General features: G+C 64.7%; 16 protein-coding genes. 6 read left to right on the forward strand and 10 right to left on the reverse strand.

The window, feature by feature from the left end; genetic code table 11:
• On the forward strand, positions 1-1,782 hold the full coding sequence (locus G332_RS0104400; RefSeq protein WP_231362874.1) for a hypothetical protein: 1,782 nt from the start codon (positions 1-3) through the stop codon (positions 1,780-1,782).
• A gap of 134 nt (positions 1,783-1,916) precedes the next feature.
• On the opposite strand, the gene G332_RS0104405 is transcribed toward G332_RS0104400, so the two are convergent.
• Positions 1,917-3,362, reverse strand: coding sequence for a chondroitinase-B domain-containing protein (locus G332_RS0104405; protein ID WP_019625785.1), 1,446 nt, complete (start codon positions 3,360-3,362; stop codon positions 1,917-1,919).
• 118 nt (positions 3,363-3,480) lie between these two features.
• Here G332_RS0104405 and G332_RS0104410 point away from each other — a divergent pair, with 118 nt between their 5' ends.
• Together G332_RS0104410 and G332_RS0104415 are read left to right on the forward strand one after the other, a co-directional pair.
• The gene (locus tag G332_RS0104410; RefSeq protein ID WP_026340596.1) at positions 3,481-4,458 is read left to right on the forward strand and encodes a glycosyltransferase family 2 protein; all 978 of its coding nucleotides are present in this window, start codon (positions 3,481-3,483) and stop codon (positions 4,456-4,458) included.
• A 162-nt stretch (positions 4,459-4,620) separates the two neighbouring features.
• Positions 4,621-5,400, forward strand: a complete 780-nt coding sequence (locus tag G332_RS0104415; protein WP_019625787.1) for a hypothetical protein — start codon at positions 4,621-4,623, stop codon at positions 5,398-5,400.
• Between the two features lie 95 nt (positions 5,401-5,495).
• Here G332_RS0104415 and G332_RS0104420 read toward each other — a convergent pair whose 3' ends face one another.
• From G332_RS0104420 to G332_RS0104445, 6 genes are all read right to left on the reverse strand, one after another.
• On the reverse strand, positions 5,496-5,753 hold the full coding sequence (locus tag G332_RS0104420; protein WP_019625788.1) for an acyl carrier protein: 258 nt from the start codon (positions 5,751-5,753) through the stop codon (positions 5,496-5,498).
• Positions 5,750-7,594, reverse strand: a complete 1,845-nt coding sequence (locus G332_RS0104425; protein ID WP_019625789.1) for an ATP-grasp domain-containing protein — start codon at positions 7,592-7,594, stop codon at positions 5,750-5,752. The genes G332_RS0104420 and G332_RS0104425 overlap by 4 nt, the downstream gene beginning before the upstream one ends.
• Before the next feature lie 398 nt (positions 7,595-7,992).
• Positions 7,993-9,090, reverse strand: a complete 1,098-nt coding sequence (locus tag G332_RS12650) for a sugar-transfer associated ATP-grasp domain-containing protein (protein ID WP_019625790.1) — start codon at positions 9,088-9,090, stop codon at positions 7,993-7,995.
• Positions 9,091-10,791, reverse strand: a complete 1,701-nt coding sequence (locus tag G332_RS0104435) for a hypothetical protein (protein ID WP_019625791.1) — start codon at positions 10,789-10,791, stop codon at positions 9,091-9,093.
• 34 nt (positions 10,792-10,825) lie between these two features.
• Positions 10,826-12,373, reverse strand: a complete 1,548-nt coding sequence (locus tag G332_RS0104440) for an oligosaccharide flippase family protein (protein WP_019625792.1) — start codon at positions 12,371-12,373, stop codon at positions 10,826-10,828.
• Positions 12,374-12,396: 23 nt separating this feature from the next.
• Positions 12,397-13,164, reverse strand: coding sequence for a hypothetical protein (locus G332_RS0104445; protein ID WP_019625793.1), 768 nt, complete (start codon positions 13,162-13,164; stop codon positions 12,397-12,399).
• Between the two features lie 165 nt (positions 13,165-13,329).
• On the opposite strand from G332_RS0104445, the gene G332_RS0104450 reads away from it, so the two are divergent.
• Positions 13,330-14,490, forward strand: coding sequence for a CapA family protein (locus G332_RS0104450; protein WP_081619751.1), 1,161 nt, complete (start codon positions 13,330-13,332; stop codon positions 14,488-14,490).
• A 207-nt stretch (positions 14,491-14,697) separates the two neighbouring features.
• On the opposite strand, the gene G332_RS0104455 is transcribed toward G332_RS0104450, so the two are convergent.
• From G332_RS0104455 to G332_RS0104465, 3 genes are read right to left on the reverse strand one after another with little or no spacing between them, the layout of a single operon-like run.
• Complete coding sequence (locus G332_RS0104455; protein ID WP_038059512.1) at positions 14,698-15,705, reverse strand: glycosyltransferase; 1,008 nt, start codon at positions 15,703-15,705, stop codon at positions 14,698-14,700.
• A 13-nt stretch (positions 15,706-15,718) separates the two neighbouring features.
• Positions 15,719-17,167 (reverse strand): putative O-glycosylation ligase, exosortase A system-associated, encoded by a 1,449-nt coding sequence (locus G332_RS0104460; RefSeq protein WP_019625796.1) that lies wholly within the window; start codon positions 17,165-17,167, stop codon positions 15,719-15,721.
• Between the two features lie 36 nt (positions 17,168-17,203).
• Positions 17,204-18,175 carry a polysaccharide deacetylase family protein gene (locus tag G332_RS0104465; RefSeq protein WP_019625797.1) on the reverse strand — a complete coding sequence of 324 codons (972 nt, stop codon included), beginning with the start codon at positions 18,173-18,175 and terminating at the stop codon, positions 17,204-17,206.
• Between the two features lie 1,221 nt (positions 18,176-19,396).
• On the opposite strand from G332_RS0104465, the gene G332_RS0104470 reads away from it, so the two are divergent.
• Both G332_RS0104470 and G332_RS0104475 read left to right on the forward strand, forming a co-directional pair.
• On the forward strand, positions 19,397-20,224 hold the full coding sequence (locus G332_RS0104470) for a THxN family PEP-CTERM protein (RefSeq protein ID WP_019625798.1): 828 nt from the start codon (positions 19,397-19,399) through the stop codon (positions 20,222-20,224).
• 299 nt (positions 20,225-20,523) lie between these two features.
• Positions 20,524-22,077, forward strand: coding sequence for a glycosyltransferase family 39 protein (locus G332_RS0104475; protein WP_019625799.1), 1,554 nt, complete (start codon positions 20,524-20,526; stop codon positions 22,075-22,077).
• The last annotated feature ends 234 nt before the right edge of the window (positions 22,078-22,311 follow it).

Below are 22,311 nucleotides of genomic sequence, written 5' to 3' on the forward strand. Positions count from 1 at the left end.
TTGACGCAAGGGGAAACTGACCGGAGCGACAAAAGCGCAGAGGAACGGGCGCTGCTCGCCGCGTTGGTGTCGGATGTGCGTGTCGGGCTGCTGGCGCGGGTAGAAGCGGACGGGGCGCTCGTGGATGCCTGTCAGAATGCGACCACGCCGCGCGATCACTACGCGCCGGTCTTTCTGGCGCTGGCGCTGCATTCGTCCTGCGAGCGAGACGTCGCCACTGAGGTTCTCGATCATTGGGCGAGCATCCCGGCGAAGCATCGCGGGCACGAGCCCTTCAACCGTCTGGGGCTTGGGTTGATGGCCCAGATGGAGGACACCGAGCATCACTCGGCGGTCGCCGGGCGCCACGAGCATTGTCCACTGCGGTCGCGTTATCCCTCGAACAACTGGGGCTTGCTGGCGCAGGCGCTGCGCGTACGCGAGGCGGAAAGCCCGCGACGGCTGGCGTGGGAGCGACGCCGCTTGCGGGCCCAGGTGCGGCGCTGGACGACCCACGAGGGAGGTTTCATCGACTTCCCGCGGCGGCCGAATGCGGAGCGCGGGATTGCGACACCGGTTGCCTACCACCTGAAATATCTGCTGTGTCTGCACCTTGCACTGGGCCGCGGCCCCGACCCTGAACTGGAGCGGGCCTTGATACGCGGCCTCGACTGGCTGCGCCTGTTCCTGACCGATGCCGGCTACTGCGGCGGTTTCGGGCGCAGCAATCATGCCCTGTTTGGTGATGCCTGCCTGCTCACGGTCCTGCATGGACTGCTGCAGCGCCCTGGTGCGTTGCGGCCGGATGCGGCGCAGGAGGTGCTTCGTGTCGCCCGCAACATTCGCCAGCGCCTTGAGCGCCAGCGTCGCGACGATGGCCTCCTGTGGCTGACGCCTGGGGGCGGCTGCGGTGAAGCGGCCGGGTGGGATGGCTACATGTTCCTCAGCGTGTACAACGCCTGGTTCGCCGGCCTGCTATCTACAACCCTGAACGGCCATCCCTGGCTCACAGGAACCTCTCTGCCGGACTGGACGCCCGCATGGAATCCGGAGCAGGGCATCCACGAAGACCGCGAGGCCGGTCTGCTGCGGTTTCGGGGCGAACGCGTGGACGCGCAGATCTCGACGCGCGGCCAGGCGGTCCAGGGATTTGGCCGCTCGATGGTGGACCTGCGTCAGGCGGCCGTGTGCCCGTTCCATCTGGAGGTAGACGGCCGCCCCGTCGTGGCGCCACCGGCTCGGATCAGTGCGGAGTCCCTCAAGAAACATCCGGAGCGTGCGGGCGGTACACCTATCGTGGAGTCAGCGGGTGCGTTGTTCGGCATGACTCGGCTTGATGCCGTCACGATGGAGGCCGTCGATGCGGGGGTTGTGCTTACAGGTTCTGGAAGCCCGGTTCGCCTGACCCGCGCCCCGGAACGCACATTCGGGGATCGTCTGCGTGCCACCCTGGACTGGCGCCTCCTCGGCGGCCATCTCGGCCGTCAGCAAGGCGTACGTCCGCCGACCCTCCCGGGGCATCAGTGGGCCGCCCGACTGGAGATCGACGATTCGGAAGGTACCTTGCGTTACCTGCTGCGCCTGCATCCGCCCCCCTGCGAGCCAGATTCCCGCTGGCTCAACGCCGCAGGGAGTCGGCGCCTGCTACAGGATTCGGCGTCGGTCGGCGCCCCGAGCCTTTCTGCGCTTGGTCCTGCCGCCACCCACGCGGATCCACCGGCATCCTGGCCGCGTCAGGGCATAACCCGGCAGTGGGAGATCCGGCTTGTCGAGCCGGACTCCGGTTCTCCCGAGCAGGCCTGATAGCCCCACTATGCGCTTCGAGTGGCCGAACAAAGGCCCTCGCTCTCCCGCCACGCTCGCCCAAACCCGACAGGCTCCCGGGCATTTCCGCGTGATCTTCGGGCCTTCGGTGGTGAGAAAAGCCCTTCACAGTTCTACAGGTCGCTGAACAGGCGGCCGTGGCGGCGTTCCAGCTCGGTCGGCAGGTGGCAGGTGCCGGCGGAGTACTGGATGGCGCCCACGTCGGCGCGGCCCTGGCGAGGTTGCCCGCAGAAGTCGTGCTCGACTCGGGGTGGTTCCGAGCCCGCACCCAGCGGGCGGGCATCCGGATCGTTCAGACGCAGGTCGCCCAGCCCCGGCGCCAGGAGCCAGCGTTCCATCGGCCCATGGCGTTGCCCCAGGAAGCTGTCGTGTGCCCAGTCGGCCGTGCCCGCCACCGTCGCGCGGGTCCAGCGCGCAACGCGTTCGGGGATCCAGCTGGGGTAACGCTCCTGGTAATAGCTGATGCGCCGGGTCAATTCGTCGCGCAGGCTCGGCACATACGCAGCGCTGTCCAGCCATCCGGTGGCAATGTTGCCTTCGGTCTCCAGCTCGGCGTCATCGCGTGCCCAGATGGTACCGGTGATCAGGTTGTCCACCACCGTTGCATGTGTCTCCGGGAATCGCCCCTGGATGCCATAGGCATTGAAGACCGTATTGTTGGCGACCAGGGCGCCCTCGGCTCGATTGAGGTAAAGCCCCGGTTCCTGCGGACAGTTCAGGATGATGTTGTTGGTCATCCGACTGTTTACGCTTTCGGGGCAGGTTTCGCAGTCGCCAATGGCCCGCCGGTCCAGCACGCCCGGGCTGGTGCCGCCACCGCCCAGCGACAACCCAATGCGGCGCTCGCCCGTGTGGCGCCATTCGCAGATCACCAGGTTGCGATCGAACAGGGCATCGACTGCACCGCCCTTCACAAAGCCTGGTGACCCGTGCCGGCCCGGGGAACCCTGGGCGATGTCGGCAATAAAGTTTTGCTCGATGCGCCAGCCCTGCCCGCCAACGATGTCGATGGCGACCACCGGCCAGCGCGTAGTGTGGATAGCATCGTTCACGAATACGTTGCGCCGAATCTGCACATGGTCCGGGAAGCGCCGCGGGTCGCCCTCACCGTTGGCCTTGATCGCCGCGTGAAAGTTGCGAAAGCGGTTGCCTGCAACTACCACATGATCGGCCTCGCGCACGATATGCAGGGCGTGGTTGGCGCCGCGATCCCCGCGAAAGTCCAGGTCGCGGATTTCCCAGTGGGGGGCAAACAGCTTGATCGCAGTGGTCTGGCGCGAGTGGATCACCGCCGTACCCGGGATGCGTGCGCGCAGAACAATGGGTTCCGCCGCGGTACCGGCCGAGCGCAGGTTGATCCGTCCGTTCAGGCGGTAGTCGCCCGGGTGCAGCTCGATCACATCGCCGGGCTCTGCCTGATTCAGGGCCTGCTCCAGCTGCTGCGTATTGGCCACTGCGCGCGATTCGGCCGTGGCGGTCCCCCAGGCCACCAGGAGTGTCCCCAACAGCAGCACACCCAGGCCGCTGCGTGCCCCCGGCCTCAAAAGTCGGTCGACCATGTTGTATCCCTCCACTATTCGTGTGCCCGTATGGCGGCCCTGTTATCCGTTGCCTGCGGGGCGCAGCCACAATCCTGCTACTCTGACGTCTGTCTCGAACCCATACTGCCCGCAAGCCATGGAGCCCACCCCTTATCGCCATTTACTGGAACGCCAGGCCCGGGTTGGTTCGCGGCGTTCGGTGGGCTGGTCCATCTGCGTATTCGCCAGCCGTGAGGGTGCGCGTATCCGGGATTGTCTATCAGCCCTGCAGCAGACCACCAGCACCTGGCCAGCGGTGGAACTAACGGTTGTGGTGAATGGGCCGGCACCCGCAACGGCCAGCGCCGCGCAGGAGGCCCTTGGAGGCTGGCGGCATCCGGCCCGGGTGGTGGAGATCGCCCTGGGAGACAAGGCCAATGCCTGGAATCAGTACATCCACGGCCTGCGACCCGAGGCCCGCTGGCACCTGTTTGTGGATGGCTATGTGGTCCCCGATACGGTGGGTCTGGGTGTCCTGCGCGAGCATTGTGAGGCGGCGCCCGCGGCACAAACGGCCGCCACGGGCATGCCTGCCGGCGCGCACGCCGGGGCGGTGCAGATGCGCGATTTCGTCATGCGCCACGGCGGCATCCTGGGCGGACTGCATGCGTTGCGGGGCGAGTTTGTCGAGCGTTTGGTGGCGCGCGGCCTGTTCCAGCCGTGGGGCCTGTACCGGGGCGACGGGCTGATCGGCTCGTGGGTCTGTCACGACCTTGACCCGTGCGTGAACCGCTGGGACAAGCAGCGCATCATCCCCGTACCCCAGGCCACCTGGCAGGGCGAGCGCCTCGCCCCGTGGTCGCCCCGCGACCTGCGCACCCACTGGCGGCGCATGCACCGCCAGGCCCAGGGCCGGATGGAAAACCGGGCCATCAAGGACATCATCTACCGCGAAGGTTATGAGGGCCTGCCGGAGTCCGCCCGTGACCTGGTCGCCCATGCACTGGAGCTGGGGCCGGGCAGCAACGACCGCAGCCTGTTCCGTCGCTGGTTGCGAACCCGCGCCGCCCGCAGTCTCCGGCAGGCTGCCACGCCCGCCCCCGAAGCCTTCCTGCCTCGCGACGGGCTTGCCTGAGTCCTGCCGGCCCCCGCCATGAAGCATACGAAGCTGGCGCGAACACGCGTTTGACCCGTGCCCGCCTCCGCGAGGCTATCAAGTGGCGAATGCTGACCGGCTGCGGTTTGTGACAGTTTTGTGATACCTTGAAAAAACTTTTTTCTTCAGGTTTTTACTTTAATGAGTGCTTTCGGTGAGGGACATGGGCCGGTTTCCCTGTTGTGGACCGGTGGATGGGATTCGACGTTTCGGTTGCTGCAGCTAGTCGAAGACGAAGGAAAAGTGGTTCAGCCCTACTATGTCGATGATCCGGAAAGGCCCTCGGCGACGATCGAGAAACGGACCCTCCGGGATCTGCGCTTGCGCATTATCGAAGAGGGACGCGCAGGCGCGGAACAGATAAAACCGCCCATCATCCTTGCACGGCCCACGCTCGACTCAGACGACCCCATTCTGAGCGCACATGCGGCGATCAATGAAAACACCCGCCTGGGCAATCAGTACACCTGGCTGGCGAAGGCGGTAGAAAAAGCCGCTGTTCCTGCGGCAGAAATGAGCATCAAGAAAGGCCACCTGGCTCACTTGTTCGAGCCCTATCTCAAGGCAGAAGCGGGTGCCGGCGACGGAGCTTTCCGGTTGTCCGAATCTTCCGATCCTGTGCCTGTTCTGTTTCGGAATTTTTCCTTCCCCTTGCTCGGGTGGACGTATGACGAGGTCAAGGATTATGCGGAACAAAAGGGCTGGAACGATGTTCTCTCCCGTACCTGGTTTTGCGCGAACCCCATCTTTTCGAGCAAGCCATGCGGGACTTGCACCCCGTGCGTTCAGTCCATCGAGCGCCCCAGTCGGCGGCCGAAAATCGGGGCGCTGGGCATACTCCGGTACTGGCTTGTCGTAAGGGTTCGCCGCATTCTCCCCGCTGCGATCGCCTGGCGTTACCAGGAAGCGTTTCGGCGGTAAAGGAGACGCTGCTTGAATCGCACGCAAAAGCGACTCGAGCGCGGACGTGCGATTCAATCAGCGTCTCCTGAAAAGCGCTTCCCGTTCTCGCGCGTTCAGCGCTTCTCGGCCTGTTTGAGCTCCACAAAAGCTACCAGCGAACCCACCGTGGCAAACAGCTCCGCGCCGACCTCGTCGTGCTCGATACGGATGTCAAAGCGATCCTCCATTGCGGCGACCACGTAGGCCACTGCCATGGAGTCCAGTTCGGGTACATCGCCCATCAGGCGTGTGTCCGTGTTGAAGCGGCGCGTGCGGCCGCCCAGCTCCAGTTCCGTCTCGAGCATGTCCAGTATGTCCTGCTGAAGGCTCATCGCCCTCCCTCCGATTGTGCGGTGCCGATCGCGCTCAAGGCCTCTACACAGGGGCGCAGCCCTTCCAGGCAGCGGGCGACGGCTTCCGTGCCTTCTCCGTAGGGGTCGCGGATTTGCTGGCCATCGCGGGCAAACCGGTTATCCGGGTGCAGGCTGCCCAGCAGATAGGTGCGCCCCGCAGCGTCGGGAAACTGTTGTTGCATGCGTACGCGGTGCAGCCGGTCCATGATGAAGATGAGGTCGGCCTGGCGGACCGTCTCCTGGTCCAGGCGTTGCGCCCGATGGGTCTCCAGCGATAGGCCGTAGTGCTCGGCGGCGGCGCGGGTGTCGGGATGGGCGGGCGTACCGTCGATCGCACACAACCCGGCAGATCGAACCGTTATCCCGCCAGCGTCGCCGCGCTCCCTCAGGAGCCGTTCCAGCCACGCGGCCGCAAATGCACTGCGGATGATATTGCCGTGGCAGACAAATAAGACGGAACGAGCCGTCCGGATGGTCTCTGCATCCGGCGCCCGAGGCCGGGCGCGCAGGCCCAGGGCTGCATAGCGCACCACGCCCCCGGCACCGAGCCGCATGATGGGGCGCAGCGCGGCATACCAGCGCCACGGCAGTACCCGTCGTGCCACCTTGTTCCAGACCTGCGCGCTCACCTGACGGATCGCGCGGCCGAGGTCTTCCAGTGCCGGGCGGGGGTCGGACAGCTTCCAAAGGGCATCCCGCGTGCGGGGCGATACGCCATCCCAGAGGAACGTGCCGAAATCTGCCGCGGCCCGCCGCGCCGGGTACTCGCCGCTCACGGCCGCAGCAGCTGCCTCGGGCAGACGCAGCAGGTCCCCGGCCAGCCAGCGCATGCGCCGCCCCGGCGTGTAATTCGGTACTTCGGGGGGGGCTCCATGCGCCAACTGCCACTGATACCAGGGGAATGCGATACCGCATTGCAATGGCAGTGCGATGGAGCCCCAGTAGCGTCCGTTGATCTCCATCAGCGCGGTTCGCCCGGTCTTCGGGTCCTGGCGAAATTCCACCATCGCCACGCCCTCCCAGCCGAGCGCGCGCAGCAAACGCAGCGAGTGATCCAGCAGTACCGGGTCGGGCGCTTCGCTCAGGCTGCGCGCCGCCACTCCACCCGCGACCGGGTATTCCTTCAGGCGTCGGTGCTGGAAGGTCGCGATCGCTGCGCCGTCATGTAACAGCACCTCGATGCCGACCCCGTGCCCGGGCACAAACTCCTGCAGCATCCAGGCATCGCCGGCGCGAAAGTGCGAAGCCATCAGCGTGTCGAGCGCATCGCGATCCTCGAGGTAGCGCAGCCGCAGGCTCGTCTCCCGGCCCTTGTCGGCCGGTTTTACGATTGCCGGAAAGCGAAACCCCGCCAGGGTCGTGTCCAGATCGTCTGCGCCTGTCAGCACGCGTGTCTTCGGGATTGGCACCCCCGCCGCCTCCGCGGCCTCCAGCGTCCTGCCCTTGTCCAGTACCTTGCGGAAGGTTTCCGCCGGCGGGCATAGCAGGTGCAGCCTCGAGCGCCATTCCGTTTCGTGCAGGGCGAGCGCCGACAGCACCTCGTCCCCGGTGGGAATGATGGTGTCCACGCCGAACTCTTCGATTACCCGGGTGAGGTCTTCCCGGAATCGATCGGGCGAGAGTGCCGGTGGTCGCAGGTAGCGGTAGCCGGACAGCCACCGCGAGCGCATAGCCGGCGTACCCGGCATCAGCGATGCCGCGACCACGGGGATGCCGCGTTCGGCAAGGCAGCGGGCCAGTGGGATCACCACACGCGGCGTGGCCCCGATGAGCAGGGTGCTGCCCTGTGCCGAGGTTCTGTCTTTGCGGCCGGGGTTCATCAGGCTCTCGTTTCGTCGTGCAATCGGCTCACGCGGGTCATGATGTGCCTCCAGTCCCCTGCCGGAATTCGCGGATGACTGCATCCGAGAGGTCCCCTGGAAGGGGCTTGCCGAGGACAGGCGGGTCGCGCCATAACCCGCCGGGGGAAGTGTACTTCAGAACGATCGGATTCGCTGCCGGAGCGATCGCGGTGTCCCGGGAAACCCGACAGGTTCCTGGGGTTCGCGACCTGTTCGTGGCGATATCTGCATGTCCGTTTTACGTCGTCGGGGCTCGGTATGCTGCTCATCGGGGTGAAATCAAAATGGCCTGGCAGGGGCTTCAAGGAGGCCCTGTCAATGTGCCTGGGACGCTTCTCCGGTCGCTCAGTCTGCCCCGTTGTCGGCGCATATTGTGCTCAGGCGGTGCCTGTGCGACGTGACCACCAGCGGCCGGCCCGCGAGCGTCTGGCGGTTTGTACGGCCAGGCGGAGCGCGGAAGAAGGGGCGGGCAGGAGGTCGGCTGGAAGCTCCACCCCGAACTCCGCGAGCTGGCGTCGCTTGTCGTCGGTAAGGTAGCCGGCGGAATGGACCTGGACCATGGGAAGGTCCCACTTTGTGTTGCCCTCCATGAGCACGGGGCCGTTCGGGGTCAGCGCGATATCCCAGCCGATGGACGGTGTGCCCGAGAACGCCTTTGCCGCCCGCATACAGAGCCTTTTGGCCTCGTCGAAGAAGGGAACGGGCCTGCCGGTCAGACGTTCGCCGGAATCCGGGTGGGAGTCGAACCAGTCGCCGCCAAACTTGGGTTTCGTAACACCTCGAACCAGTTGCCCCGTGTCCAGATCGATGCCGACGGACAGGCCGCCCTTGTCCCAGTTGTCCGCGGCACTGTGGCTGCGCCCGAAGCGCATGATTGCGCAATCGACGTGGACCTCCCCCGAAGGCTCGCAGAAGGTGACCATTCGCAGGCTGTTGATGCACGTGGGGTTGATGGCTGCTATCTCGGCATGTTGCTCCAGGCATTCCTGGATCAGGTAGCCGTGATAAGCGGAATCGTCGAGTGAGTGTTCGTCTTCAGGGAGCGACCTCAAAAGCGGGTCGAGCTCATGGTGGCTGCCGCGAAAATGGTGTATCCCGTCGCCTTGTTGCCCGCCTCTGGGTTTGATGATCCAGTTGACCCGGGGAGTGTTCGAAAACAGGGGCTCGAAATCGGCCCACTGCCGCAGCGCGGTACCATCGAGGTGCTGGCCGAATACGGGGTGGTAGAGCCCCAGTGTTACCGGACTGGGGATGCCCAGCCCGGTTGCGATCTGGTGTATCAGCCACTTGTCCTTGAACACGTACTTTTGACCGCCGCGGTTCACCGCAGGGTGAAAATGCCGATGGATTTGCCGATGGGACATGAAATTCGCACACTCGGCAGACGGCCGATCCAGCAGGCGATACAGCTCGATTTCCCAGGTCTTGAAACCGCTGCCCAGGAGGCGCGTCTTGTGCATCGGATGGTTGGGCATTCAATCCTCCGGGTGAGGGTGTGACCGGTCAACGGAACGTTCGAGTGTCGCCACGGTGAGCAGCCCACCAAGGCAATCCATATGTGCCTGCCCCATCTCGCGGCCCGGTTTGAGCGCGGATGACGGGTCTTTCAGGTGCAAGGCCTCGGGGAGCCATTCGGACCCGGCCAGGCGTTCGGCCGCCTGCTGGCGGAAGGTCGGGTCGTGGCGGGCAATGCGGGCAAAGTTGCCTTCGGCGGGTTGCAGGAACGGGCGGCCCGGCCAGGCGCGGTCAAGCAGGGGGCGCAACTGGCGCGCGATCGCCTTGCCACGGGAACGGGGCCTGGGGTCCAGAAGGGGCAGGCCGGTCTTGTCATACGGGATCGCGGCCAGGTTCGGGTCCAGCCGGTGGATGATGCGGCGATAAAGCCAAGAGCCCCGGCGCAGCTCCCAGGGCAGGTTCAGGGCAAAGTCCATCAATGCATGGTCGAGAGCCGGGGTGCGCACATCCAGATAGTTCTGATTCAGGCGCACAATGTTGTACACGAGCCGGCGGCTGCGGTTCTCCAGATAATGCCGCTGGCTGGCATCCAGCCCCGAACCGGCCTCCGGGTAGGCCGCGTGGATGTAGTCGGTCAGCAGTCGGACCTCTTCGCTGTTGGCGGCAAATCCGAGCGCCGCCGCGTTGTAGCGCATGCGCGCCAGTTGCCCCTGTATCTGTACCTCCCGCGGCTGCTCGCGCAGGAAGGTTGCCTTGAACAGCAGGTCCTGCAGGAAGCCATCGACGGTTGCCGTGGAACCCGTTGCGGCCAGTCGACGGGCGGTACCCACCAGCCGCCAGTGGGCGATGTTGAAATCGCCCGGGCCCAGTGACGGATCGAAGGTTGCCGCGTGCCGCATGTCTTCAGCCGAGTCGAACCGCTCGATCGGGCGACCAAGGTAACGGCCGATCTTCCGGGCGTAGGGCCACTCGACATTGCCGAGGTCGTGGCAATGAAAAAGCCGGGCGCTGTCGCGGAGCGCTGGGTGCAAGGCCAGGTTGCAGCGTGAATCCAGCCCGGCCGTGACGGGCATGGCGACCGAGGATGCCACCAGGCTGGTCGCCCCGGCCCGATGCGCCGACAGGAGTCGCTCGACCGCTGCATCCAGCCAGGGTTCGAGCGGCCCGGCAGGCGCCGTGGGTACGGGCGGGGGTGTCCAGTAGCGACTGCAGCGCGGTGCCGCGCCCGGGTGCGGGAAGCGGCAACGGCTGGCAGGTGGCAGGAGCGAGACGCCTTCCAGCAGGGTGCGGTGGCCCCAGGGGTTGTCCAGGAAGATGGTGGACAGGGTGCCAATCCGGTCCGGCCCGGGTGTTCGTGGCAGCAGTTGCGCCAGATCCGTCAGGCGCGAGGCCAGCCAGGTTTGTCCGTCCTGAACCGCCCAGTGTACCGGGATGGTACCCATCCGATCCGTGACCACCTCCAGCCCCGCCTCGTCCCACAGGATCTGGAGCCAGGAGCCGTTGCGTTTCTCCGGGGCACACCCTTCACTCCCGGGCAGGTGCCGTTCCTGCACGAGTATGCCGTTGTGCAGACGTCCAACCCGGTATGTCTGGTGACGGGCATATATATGGAGACGGATGGCGCCCGTCGCAATACGGAGCCAGTCGTCGGCTTGCGCCGTATCGCCCCGGGGCGTGACCCCGGGATCACGCCCACCGCACACCCCCTGCAGGCTCAGCATCTGCGCCCTCGCGCGTGTGGGTGACTTTGGCTGTTCATGACGAGGATGAAGCCGAACCTGCCCCGAACAGCTGATGCTTGCCCGTCAGTTTCAGTGCCCAGTGCCGTTTGATCAGCTTGCGCTCGACGGCCATTTCCAGCGCTCGGGTCTCCGCGCCCAACGGTCGCCCCGACACGAACCAGAGGGCCAGCAAGACGAGCGCGTAGGCCGTGATACCCAGAGGAATCAGGACCAGGAGCTGGAGGGCGCCGGCTGCGCTGCTGGTCAGTTCGGGCAACCACTGCCCGGTTGCCAGCAGGACTCCGAGCATCGTCAGTGACGCAACTACCGGCCGCCACACGACGGCGAAGAAGTCCTGGCCGCGCATCTGCAGGAAGTGGGAGACCAGCATCACACCGAAGGGCAACAGCAGGCTTGACGCGAAGACCTTGGACCACACCGCCACCTCGAGCCCGTAACCGGCCCATAGCAGATAGGCCATCAGGGGCAGGGTGATCAGGACATCCGCCAGGACAAAGATCCCGACCCAATAGGGCTTGTTGAGCGCCATGAACAGTGAGAAGCGGTTGCCGTGCAGGATGCGCGTGGCGCCCAGTATGGCGAGCACCTGAACCAGCGGGATGGTGACCAGCCAGTTTTCGCCCAGCAGCAGCCAGATCAGGGGTGCCGCCACGCCGACCATGCCGAGGGCGGCGGGTACGGTGAGCAGGGTGACCATGCCCTGGGCCAGCAGGTACCCGCGGCGCAGCCGCGGAAGATCGTGAGAGACCTTGGCAAAGCCCGGGAACACGGCGCGCATGATGGGGGCATAGAGTTCGGAGCTGGGCAGTTTTGCGATGTCGCTTGCGACGCGATAGGCCCCCAGACCGGCGGCGCCCTCCAGGCGGCCGACGATCCAGTCCGGGCCCCGGCCTTGCCCGTACATGGCCGCGTTGTTGAAGGTGACCCAGGCAGAGAAGCCAATCAGGTCACGCCACCCGGAGAGGCTGAGCCGGGGCCGGAACGGGTGCATGCCATAGCTGAGTGTCAGGCCGACGATCGCCGATGTCAGGGAGCCGAGGACCAGGGCCCAGTAACTTTGCAAGTAGAAGGCCATGGCAATCGTGACCACGACGGCCGAGGCCTTCTTGCCAAAGCCGAACAGGAATTCCTTACGGAAGGTCAGCTCCTTGCGAAAGGCAACGATCCCGATGTTCTCGAAGCCGTGCAGGAACGAGATCAAGGCGAAGGCATAGACGATCGCCTCCACGCGCGCATCGTCGAAGAAGGCGGCGGCATGGGGCGCGGCCAGGATCAGTGCCAGCGCCCCGAGAGACTGGTAAACGAGCTTGATGGTCCAGGCGGTATCGTAGTGGCGGCGCTCGGCCTTCTGGTCCCGGATCAGCGCGAGGTCCAGCCCGAAGGCGCCGATCGTTTCCACCAGCGCATAGAGCGCAAAGGCCATGGCCACCAGGCCGAAATCTTCCGGCACCAGGATGCGCGCGAGGATGACGGTGCTGATCAGCCCCATGAAACGCTGAAAGGTGCGCAGCCCCATCATCCAGGCCGCGCCACTGGCCACCTTGTTGCCAAGATCCTTCAACGCCCTTCGTCTCCCCTGGTCGCTTAGTAGCTGCGCAGTTTGCGTTTGCACCAGCGCTTGAAACGGTACCCGCGGGGCAGGCGTTCCAGGATGCGGACAAGCCGGCCATTCAGTCGGGCGCGCCAGGGCAGGCGATCGCCCACTCCCCTGGAAACGACCATCCGGCACGGCACGCAGAATCCGCAGGGTTGGCCGGAGCGCGTGGGCATATGGCAGAACCACGTCTGCTCCAGCAGGTCCAGGAACCCGTGCTGCCGCGCATGGATGCGCATCTCGGCCTTGCCGATGTGCAGGGTGGGAAAGCTGAACAGGTTGAAGAGGCTCTCCGCCGTGGCTTCGTCCAGCGCCGGTTGAACGGGTTCCAGCCGATATTCGCGCTGGTCCGGGGGCAGATCGGGCGCCAGAAAGAAGAAGTTTTCATTGTACTGCACGCATACCTCGATGCCCTGCAGGCCATGCTGGCGCACCAGTTCCGCCAGCCAGATGTACTGTTCGCCGATGCCCCGTGTGCGTACCAGTTCGGCAAATTTTCTGCGTAACTCGGAGTCGGGGCGGGCGGCCCGTGCGTGCAGCACTCTCGGCTCGCCCAGAACGCCCTTGTCCGCGCGCTGGTTGATCTGGCGGCGGAGCTGCGCCATCGTCCGGGTTTCCTGCTCGATGGATTGCCGAGTCTCGTCGCGCACGTAGACCGGGGTGACCGATTCCCCGTGGTGCAGGACCAGGTCGAGCACGCGAAAGGTCGAATCCCAGCCCCCGGTCCAGAATACGGTGCGCCGAGGCGGCGTACCCATGGTGGTCGCTCCTGACGTCGCATTCTGTGAAGCGGTCGATTCCTGCACCCCCCGGCCCCTCCGGCTATCGGCTCCCTGGTGCCCGGATTGTCGGGTCGCAGGGGCTGCGCTGTATGATTCGGCCTACTGTAATGCAGAAGGGTGGCTCCGGTGTCTGGAACCAGCATGCCGCCGTCTGTTCAACGTTACCTGAAAGAGGGGGCAGCCTTGCAACTGCGTTTTGTTGGCGATGTTCGCCTGATGCGGGACCGGACGGCTATGCCCGGGGCTGTGGGGCCCGGCCCGTTCGGTCGCGTGCAGCCGCTTCTGGACCACGCGGATGTCCTGAGCGGCAATCTGGAATGCTTCTTTACCCATGATATGGAAAACCGGCAGGGGCACTGGAAGCACAACAAGGTACTGCGGGTGCCACCTGCCATGTGCAGCAGCCTGGTGGACGCCGGCTTTGATGTGCTGAATCTTGCCAACAACCATGTCATGGACGGTGGCGCCGATGGGCTGGAAACGACCATCCAGACCCTGGATCAAAACGCGTTGCCCTGGATGGGCGCGGGGCGGTCTCTCGGCGAGGCGGTCGCCCCTGCATTGCTCGAGCGCGAAGGAAAGGTGATTGCGTTTCTCGCGGCAGGCGACAACTCGCAGGACTATGCCGCGCCCGAAGGGCCGGGCGTGGCCCCGATGGAGCCGTTTGCCGATTTGCTGGCGCGCACTCGCCAGGCCGCCGAGGGCGCGGATCTGGTCGTGGTGCAGTTGCATGCGGATCTGGAGTTCAGCGAGGCGCCGGCACCCTATCGCGTCAGGCTGAGTCGGCAGTTGATCGACCACGGGGCCCACCTGGTCATCCAGCACCACCCGCATGTGGTTCAGGGGGTCGAGGCATATGGCGGGGGGCTGATTGCCTATTCGCTCGGGAACTTTGTCTTCAACGTGCATGGAAATTCGTATCAAAGTGGCTACCCCGATGCCCGCTACGGGTGGGTATTGTCGGTAGAAGTCGACTTCGCGGAGGATGGGCCCCGCGTGCGGGGATGGCATATGGAACCGGTCTGGATTGCCGAGGATCATCGCCCGGAGCCCCCCGCTCCGGAACGGCGCGAGGCGGCGCTGGTGGAGTTTCGTCGTCGCTGCGAGCTGTTAACGGACAAGCGCGCAATGCGCCGTGCCTGGCGCCAGCGGAGCTGGCGCGAGGCACGCTACCACGCGCTCATGGCGTACTACACGCTGCGGCGAGGCCGCCCGCTGACGGCGATCGCAGACCTGCTCGGTCTGCCGCTGCGCCCACGCAACCGACACTGGCTTCTCGGGGTGCTGGGTCTGGGCCGCTGAACGCACGCCAGGGCGGCTTGTGGAGCGGGGCAGCAGGTTGGGTTTCCCGTGCGTGGCGCCTCTGTGGCGGTTGCGGGCAGGGCGTCGGCGTTCAGGAGGCCCTTGCGGCCGCGCGCGACTCCTGGAATTGCCGTGTGGGTCAGCGGATGCCTTGCGGGAGCCACTGGAGCGGTCGCTCCAGCATCCGGTAGCGAAGCCTGCCGCTCATTAGGGAAGCCGCCCGGTGAGTCGCTGGCCAGTCCAGGACAGGCCGGACAGGAACAGGTAAGGCCACGTGCGCCAGTAGGTGGGCTGGTTGCGCCCCGCTTCAAGAAAGGACGGCGCGGCTGCAGCCCGGTCTCCACTATGGAACAGGTTGTAGCCCATGGAGAAATGCAGGCCAAAGCGCCTGTTGCGAAGCTCGCGCTGCGTGATTCCCTGACCGTCGGGGCTGTTGAGCCCCCACGTCTGGATCGCGGTCTCCAGGACCGAGGCCGCGTAGTTGACCGGTGCCCATTTTCGGGTCGCGCTTTGCGGGTGGCGCCGGTACAGCGCGAAGGAACGCGCCAGGGTTAGAACGGGGCTCAGCCGCGAGGCGCGCAGCCAGTAGTCGTAGTCCTGGGCCAGGCGCAGGTCCTCGCGGAATTGGCCGACGGTTTCCACCAGCTCCCGGCGCATGACCACGGCCCCGGTCCACACGATGGTGTCCAGCAGCAGGCGGTGGTAGATCCAGCCGGAGCGCTCCGGGTCCAGGGCCTGCGGGTCTTCCTCTCCGGTTTCGCGGGCGAAGGCGCCCGGGGCGCGCCACATGCCGTTCTCGTCCGGGCTCCAGAGCGCGAACTCACTGGCCACCATGGCGCATTCGGGATGTGCCCGCAGGCATTCGATCTGGGCCTGCAGCTTGCCGGGCAGCCAGACATCGTCCCCATCCAGAAAGGCTATCAGGTCCCCGCGTGCCGCCCGCAGGCCCACGTTGCGGCTGGCTCCTGCGCCGCTCGAGGGCTGCGCGGTTTGCAGTAGTTGCACCGGGCCCTGAAAACCGCGTGCCACAGCGGCCGTATCGTCTGTAGAGCCATCGTCGATGACGATAATCTCCAGATGGGGATAGTCCTGATCGACGATGCTCTGCAAGGTCTCTTCCAGGAAATCCGCGCAGTTGCACGCCGGTACGATCACCGACACAAGGGGGCTGTCCGTCAGGACCGGCCAGAAGGGAGCAGGAGGGTTGCTTGGCACGTCCAGAAGCTCCTTAGCGTAACCGGCCGGGATCCATGATGGTGCCGCCGGTCGCAGGCGGGGTGCCGGGGGGCGCCGGCGGAGGCTCGGGTTTCTGTTCGGCCGTCTGCGCTGCAGGGGCGTACCGGACAGGAGACTGCCTCACGGGGGTGGTGGTTGGCATCGATTCCAGGAGTTCACGGCGCAGCACAATGGCCATGGCGATAAAGGCCAGGTAGAGGTCGAAATACGCCAGACTCAGGAAGGCCCCGGCAATCATGTAACCGATCAGCCCGATCGCAAGTGCCCATGCCCATTCGGCAATCCACAGGGTCTCCTCCCGCCGTCGGCCTTCACGACTCAGGCGGAACAGCGTCAGCAGGGTGAAGCCGATTAGCATCAGGAACAGCGCGAGCCCGACGAAACCATGCTCGCCCAGCATCTGGAAGTAGATGCTATGTGCGGCGATTGGCCCGCTAACGACCGGGTTGTCGCGATCCAGATAGCTGAGCCAGATCTCGGGGGGTAGACGCTGGATGCTCATGCCGGAGCCGGTGAGGGGGTAATCCATCGCCACGTTCCATGAGACGTTCCAGGCATCCAGGCGCCCAATGGCGGATGCATCCTCTTCGTAGTGGATCAGGGTATCGATCTGGTGCTCGATCTTGTCGGGGACCGTAAAGCCGATCACTGCGATGGCCAGCAGGCCGGTTGCAATCATGGTGCCCTTGTAGCGCATCTTCAGGAAGATGAGCGGGAAGGTAATGGCCAGGGCCACCCAGGCGCCACGGGAGTGGGTGCCAATGATCGAAATCAGATGGAACCAGAAGCCCAGGTACAGGCCCAGACCGATCAGCTTGTGGTGGCGCTCGTAAAGCGGGAAGTAAAAGGGCAGTTCAAAGCGCCCCTGGTATACCTGGCGGGCCAGGACCAGCACCAGGGGAAGCGTCATCACCAGCGCGAGGCCGATATCCGTATTGCCCCGGATGAACGAACCCGGTGGGCCCAAAACCATGCCGCCGAAACCGCTCGCAAGGGTGTACGGACCGCCCTTGAAGCCGAAGAAGGCGATGGACAGCGTGATCACGGCGAGCACGGCCATGGTTCGCACCTTGCCAAAGACCAGCATGGGTGCGATCAGCGTGAACAGCATGATCTTCATCACGGTGTCCCAGCGCTGGAGGGCCACCTCGGGCTGCCACGCGAAGAACAACGAGATGATGGTGATGTGCCCGAACAAGATCACCATCAGTACGCTTTCCCGTGTCAAGGGGAGCGTCCGGCGGTCCTTGTTCAGCACAAGTGCGGCCAGGGTGGCGAGCCCGACGGCCATTGCCACCGGCATCGTCTGCAGGAACCCCCAGGTCAGGCGGTGGGGGTTCATCAGTCCTACCCAGTACCACATGGCGATACCGACCCATGGTCGCCAGAGGATGAAGGGCAGCGAGCCGAAGATCAAAAGGGCAAACAGGATGTCGCGCATGAGCGTAGTGGCGACCGGAATCGCGCCAGAGAAATATCAGACTACGGTAACCGGATGGCGGGTGTTGCGCACCAACTGCGCAAGAAATTTCACTGGATTGCGTGACCAGGGCGTAAAACGAGGTAGCTGGAAACGGTCGGACTGGACGGCGCTGCTGCCCATGGATGTCGAAACGGCCGCACTGAAGCCGGCATCGCGCACGAAGCCTACATCGCGTGCCGTGTAATCCTGGCCGGGCCTCCCGTTCGGGTAGGCGAACAGATCCACGGACTGCCCCGTAATCGCCTGCAGGCGCTGACGCCCCTGGGCAATCTCCGTGGCCGCGGTGCGGGCATCTTCCTGAGCCAGGATGGGGTGCGACAGCGTATGGCCGCCGATGGTCATGCCCGCCTCTGCCAGCTCGCGCACCTGCTGGTCCGTCATCATCAGGTCATCCGGCAGGTCGGCTCCGATGTGCCGGGCAATGGCCTCAACCGACCCTTCGCGCTCCTGGCGCGGGCGCCACTTGATCTCGCGGATGATGTCGCGAATGGCCTGTCGACGGCTTTCTGCATTCGAGAGGGTATATGTTCCCAGCCCTTCCGCGCCCAGATCCAGTGTCCCGTTCGGTGCCCGCCGGATGGTCTCGATCAGGGTGTCGTTGAACATGCGACCGCCGTTCAGATAGCCCGCGGCAATGAAAAAGGTGGCCGGGAGTCCATGGCGTTGCAGCACGGGCAGTGCATGCAGTCGGTTGTCGGCATACCCGTCATCGAAGGTGATGGCGGTGGCGCGGGGTGGCAGGGTCCCGGTCTCGAGGTGGTGCAGCGCTTCGGGTAGCGCCAGCACGCTGGAGTGTCGGGAAAGCAGTTCCATCTGCCAGTCGAACGTGGCGGTGTCCGGTGCATCCGGTCTGAGCGGGTCGGGGGTGGGCAGCACCTGGTGGTACAGCAGGATCGACAGGCGCTGGCCGGGTTGTACCCATGGCCAGAGCTGCTGGACGCCGAATAATGCGGTTTGCTGAAGCATCTCTGTCGAATCGTTTTGGTGGAGGGTTTGTGTCGCGGTCTGTCCGCACCAGTGTGCGCGTTGTTGCCGTGTTTTCCCAGCGTCTCCCTGGGGCTTGTCCGTGTGGCTGCTGACGGCCCTTCCGGGGCCGCATCCCGTTAAGGAAACGCTGATTAAATCGCACGTCCGCGTTGGCGCCCCCCAGTTTCTGGAGACAAGCGTTCCGAGACAAGGCGCCTCAAACAGCGGGTAGTGGTTCTACCCGCCCGTTTCTGATGGATTCGGGGCGCAACGCAGGATCGGGCCATATATATTCAGAATCGGGGGGGGGCACCAACCCCACAAGCTATTGAAAGAAGGGGGTCGGCCGCCCGTTGTTGATCAAAAACGGGCGCGCGCAAAGCGTTGCGGTTCACCTGTAGCAGAGTGACTGCACGGCCGTCACCGCGCATTAAACGCACGCAAAAGCGACCCGAGCGCGGACCTGCGATTTAATCAGCGTTTCCTTAATGCTACCGTTTGATCACATTTTTGTGACGGGTGGCGATTGGTATGGTGGCGGCGCGCGTCTTGCGGCGACGAATTCGTATTGCCTCGGCGAGCGCGGTCAAGAACAGCCGTGTGTAGGCACATGGACGCGATGGCTGGAATCGACTCCGGTTCGGGCCTGGAGCGCCGCGCTACGCAGAGCCTTTGAATGTACCGGTTATGGAAGAGGGGTTTCGTGCGATTGCCCATGTGCCGGGTCCCGGTTTCTCCGGAACGGTTATCTGCGGCGACTGGGCCTCGGGCGCTCTGCGCGCGGAAGCCATTGCCAATGTGCGTTTTTGTCTGCGGCGCTGGCGCGACGGCCTGAGCAGGGAAGCGACAGGACAGAGTCAGCTTGGCTTTTCCGCACCCGCGGCCTTGCATGCGGCTGTATCTCTTTGCGTGGGCAAAGGGGTTCCTGCTTGGAAACGGCGATCAGCCCGTCTTCGATCTCCAATGAGAGGATGATCAACGCCCCGCGCCAACGGTTTGCAGATTGGTGGAGCCAAGTGCTCCGCTGAAGCTTTCGGGCGTTGCTCTGAGGGGGGGGGAGGAGGGGAGGGGTCGAAAATCTTTACACTCGCCCGCTCGGGCGTTTGGCAAACTCCTCGAAAAATCTCATCTATCAGTACCTTGATAGATTTGGTCCGGTTTGTGCTAGCGGTTTCAGTGCGGCCCGCGTAGGTCGGAACCAACTGAGGCAGGAGAGCAACTATGCAGACCAAGACCAAGGTAGTGAGCCTGGCGGTGGCAGCCGCCGTGACCTTCGCCGCAGCACCCGCGAGCGCGGCGCTTGTGAACACCTGGGATTACAGCTATTCGCTGGAGTGGATTACTTCCGGGCCGGGTGCGCCGACTTTCGTCGAGGGCCTCCCGGGCGGTGACAAGGGTACGCAGGTGATCACGGATAGCCTCCTGAGCTGGGGTGGCACCGGCGACCTCCAGAATCCTACTAGTTCCAGCGTTAATCGTAGCGGGCTGGAGATCACCGGTTCACCCGCCACGGGTTCGGTCAACACCGGAGATTCCGTCACCACGAGTGCGGGCGTGACGCATTTCAACAATCCGATCATGCTCCAGTTCTTGCTGCTGGAGACCGCCACTCTTGCGGGCAGCTTAACCCTGACGCCGACCGATCCGGCGGGCTCGCAGCAGTCGCCGATCACGTTCGAGCTCGCGACGTCATTTACGGAAACGCCAAATACTGCGCCGTGCGGTTTTGATGTGGAAACCGTCTGCGATGACATCTTCATTGTGGATATGGGCACTGATCCGTTGGCGCAGTCGTTCTCGCTGGATGGCATCATGTACGACATCAGCTTTATGGCGGAGGGTCTGGGCCCGCTGGATGCGGATACCTGTGCGGCAGCGGGTGAGGCAGCGGGGTGTTCCGGTCTGACCACCCCTGAAGAGGCATTCACTACGGCGAACTTTGGTTTCCAGATCACCCAGGCGGAGGTGCCGAACCCGGCGATGCTCACGCTGTTCGGTACGGGCCTGCTGGCCCTGGGCGCTGTGGCGCGGCGTCGTAACAAGGTCTGAACGAGGCCGTTTGGTCGAGCGGGGAGGGGAGCCTTGTGCTCCCCTTTCTTTTTGACGCACTTTTTTCGATCCGCGATGCCGCTCCGGCCGTTATGAGGGGTCTTGGTTACCGGCCGTTATCCGTCGCCGGCCGCGAACAGCGACAGGCGGTGCCCGAGCGGTGCGCAACGTACCCTGGTGCTGTACCCGCTTCTGGGTGGGATTTGCGGCGATCAGTTCTTCCTGCGGCCCTGTGATGGGCTGACATCCCGGATCATGAAGCCCTTGGAGTGGTGTATGGCGGTCATCGGGGGTCACGAATGAAATGGCAGGGCCGTTTCCTGCAACACCCCCGCTTGACGATGGCGCTGGCCGTGTTCGGCGCGCTCGTCGGCGGGTTTGTCTTTCGCGCTTTGTTGCCCGCTGAGAACTGGTTCTGGTACGACGAGATCTACGGAGCGACCTTCGCCTCCGGGACCCTGTACGAAGCGCTGCTGGGGACGCTGCGCTTTGATCTGCACCCGCCGCTGTATTACCTGCAGTTGTGGTTGTGGGCCCGGGTGGATGCCGGAGATACGTGGCTGCGGTTGAACTCTGCGGCGTGGGGCCTGGTCGCGGCGGCGCTCGCCTGGCGCGTTGCGCGGCAGTGTCTGGGTGAGCGAGAGGCGTGGATTGCGTTGTGGCTGATGCTGGTCGTTCCGGCTGCTGTCGCAACGGCGCAAGACCTGCGCATGTATTCGATGCTGATGGCTCTGGCGCTGCTGTCGTCCTGGGGCGCACTTCTCTGGTTTTCTCCCGGGGTTGCGGCTCGTACCGGCGCCTGGATGCTGGCCCTGGCAGGTGTAGCGGCGGCCTACACCCATGCGACCGGTTTGCTGATCCCGATGGCGGCGGCCGTGTTTTCGTTGTTGCTGTGGTGGAAGATGCCAGCGCATCGGGTGACATTGCGAGGGTGGTTGCTGGTGCAGGGGCTGGTAGCGGCCGCTGTGCTCCCGGCGGTCCTCAACAGCATGATCCGGTCGGTTGGCCACATGACGGTCCCGGATGGGGCTGTGGTCTTCGGCACCCTGGTGCGTCTGCTCCTGGATCAAGCGGCGGTGCAGCACCCTGCCTTGCTGGTGCTGGGCATACTTCTCCTGGTGGGCAGTTTCCTCGGCGCCTGGTGGTCGTCTCTGCGCTGGATGTTCGTGGCGTATGTTCTGTTTCCGATCCTTTTTTTGCTCGCCGTGAGCTATTTCGTGCGGCCTGCCTGGCATTTACGTGCGTTGTATCCGTTAACGCCGTTTCTGGTGATCGGGGGCGCCGTGGCATTGGCACGGCTGGGCGATGCGCTTGCGAGAATAGCCCCCCTGCGAGGGGCCGCATCGGCTCCCGCGTTGCTGATGGCCGTGCTGCTGGGTGTACTCGCCGCGTGGAACGCAGGGTTGGTGGAGAAGACGCATCGTTATCCCGCGGCGGTCGAGTTTGTCCAGCGTCATCTGGCTCCGGGTGACATCGTCTGGGCACCGGATTTCGTCACGGCCTGGGCGGTCAAGCGGTACTGGATTGGACCGCAGTGGGGTTCGATCACTCGGATCCAGGGTGAACCGTCCAGTGAGCAATGGCGCCGGATTTATGATCGGCTGGGTGATACGTGGCTTGCTCGCCTGGGGTTGGCGCCCGAGGCCCGCTCGATTCCTGCGCAAGGTACTCATATCGTCACGGGCCACAATGTCGATGACATGCTCCTGGCGCATCCTCGGATTTGGGTTGTCGGCACCCCGACGGAATCGTTGCGCGCGACGTTGAGGGAGGAGGGGTATGCGGAGCGGGGCGCCAGGGACTTTCGTGGTGTCGCAGTGACCGAGTTTGGACGGTCACCGGCCTCCAACTGACTGTATACCGGGTTCCGGAGCTCCTGTCGTAAGCAGTGCGACCGGCAGCGGGTCGCGTCTTGCCTCGGAGAACCGGCGGGCGGCAGCCGCGGGCGTATTCATGCGTTCGTGGTTCCTTGTGCTTGCAACAGGCGTTGGCGTGCAGATGCGCGCGAGCGGAGGGCTCCCTCCCCGGGGCACGGCCGGGACCGGCGTTCCCGGGGCGTTGGCTTGTGCGAGACTAAAGCGTTTTCG

This window comes from Thioalkalivibrio sp. ALJT (assembly GCF_000381825.1).
Taxonomy (GTDB): Bacteria; Pseudomonadota; Gammaproteobacteria; order Ectothiorhodospirales; family Ectothiorhodospiraceae; genus Thioalkalivibrio.